Genomic DNA, 1,030 nt, shown 5'->3' on the forward strand with positions numbered 1-1,030 from the left:
GGCGAAGCTGAGAACTTAAGCGCCAGTAAACGGCGGTGGTAACTATAACCATCCTAAGGTAGCGAAATTCCTTGTCGGGTAAGTTCCGACCTGCACGAATGGCGTAACGACTTCTCGACTGTCTCAACCACAGGCCCGGTGAAATTGCATTACGAGTAAAGATGCTCGTTTCGCGCAGCAGGACGGAAAGACCCCGGGACCTTTACTATAGCTTGATATTGGTGTTCGGTTCGGCTTGTGTAGGATAGGTGGGAGACTTTGAAGCGGCAACGCCAGTTGTCGTGGAGTCGACGTTGAAATACCACTCTGGTCGTGCTGGATGTCTAACCTGGGTCCGTGATCCGGATCAGGGACAGTGTCTGGTGGGTAGTTTAACTGGGGCGGTTGCCTCCTAAAGGGTAACGGAGGCGCCCAAAGGTTCCCTCAGCCTGGTTGGCAATCAGGTGTTGAGTGTAAGTGCACAAGGGAGCTTGACTGTGAGACTGACGGGTCGAGCAGGTACGAAAGTAGGGACTAGTGATCCGGCGGTGGCTTGTGGAAGCGCCGTCGCTCAACGGATAAAAGGTACCCCGGGGATAACAGGCTGATCTTCCCCAAGAGTCCATATCGACGGGATGGTTTGGCACCTCGATGTCGGCTCGTCGCATCCTGGGGCTGGAGTAGGTCCCAAGGGTTGGGCTGTTCGCCCATTAAAGCGGTACGCGAGCTGGGTTTAGAACGTCGTGAGACAGTTCGGTCCCTATCCGCTGTGCGCGTAGGAGTGTTGAGAAGGGCTGTCCCTAGTACGAGAGGACCGGGACGGACGAACCTCTGGTGTGCCAGTTGTCCTGCCAAGGGCATGGCTGGTTGGCTACGTTCGGGAGGGATAACCGCTGAAAGCATCTAAGCGGGAAGCCTGCTTCGAGATGAGCACTCCCACCTCCTTGAGAGGGTAAGGCTCCCAGTAGACGACTGGGTTGATAGGCCGGGTATGGAAGCCCTGTGAGGGGTGGAGTTGACCGGTACTAATAGGCCGAGGGCTTGTCCTCAG

At 56.2% G+C, this 1,030-nt stretch carries 1 rRNA gene; it reads left to right on the top strand.

Features of this window, described 5'->3' with window-relative positions:
* A 23S ribosomal RNA gene (locus AB0K51_RS34895) occupies positions 1-1,028 on the top strand; the annotation flags it as partial.
* Positions 1,029-1,030 lie beyond the last annotated feature (2 nt).

This window comes from Kitasatospora sp. NPDC049285 (assembly GCF_040678815.1).
In the GTDB taxonomy this organism is placed as follows: Bacteria; Actinomycetota; Actinomycetes; order Streptomycetales; family Streptomycetaceae; genus Kitasatospora.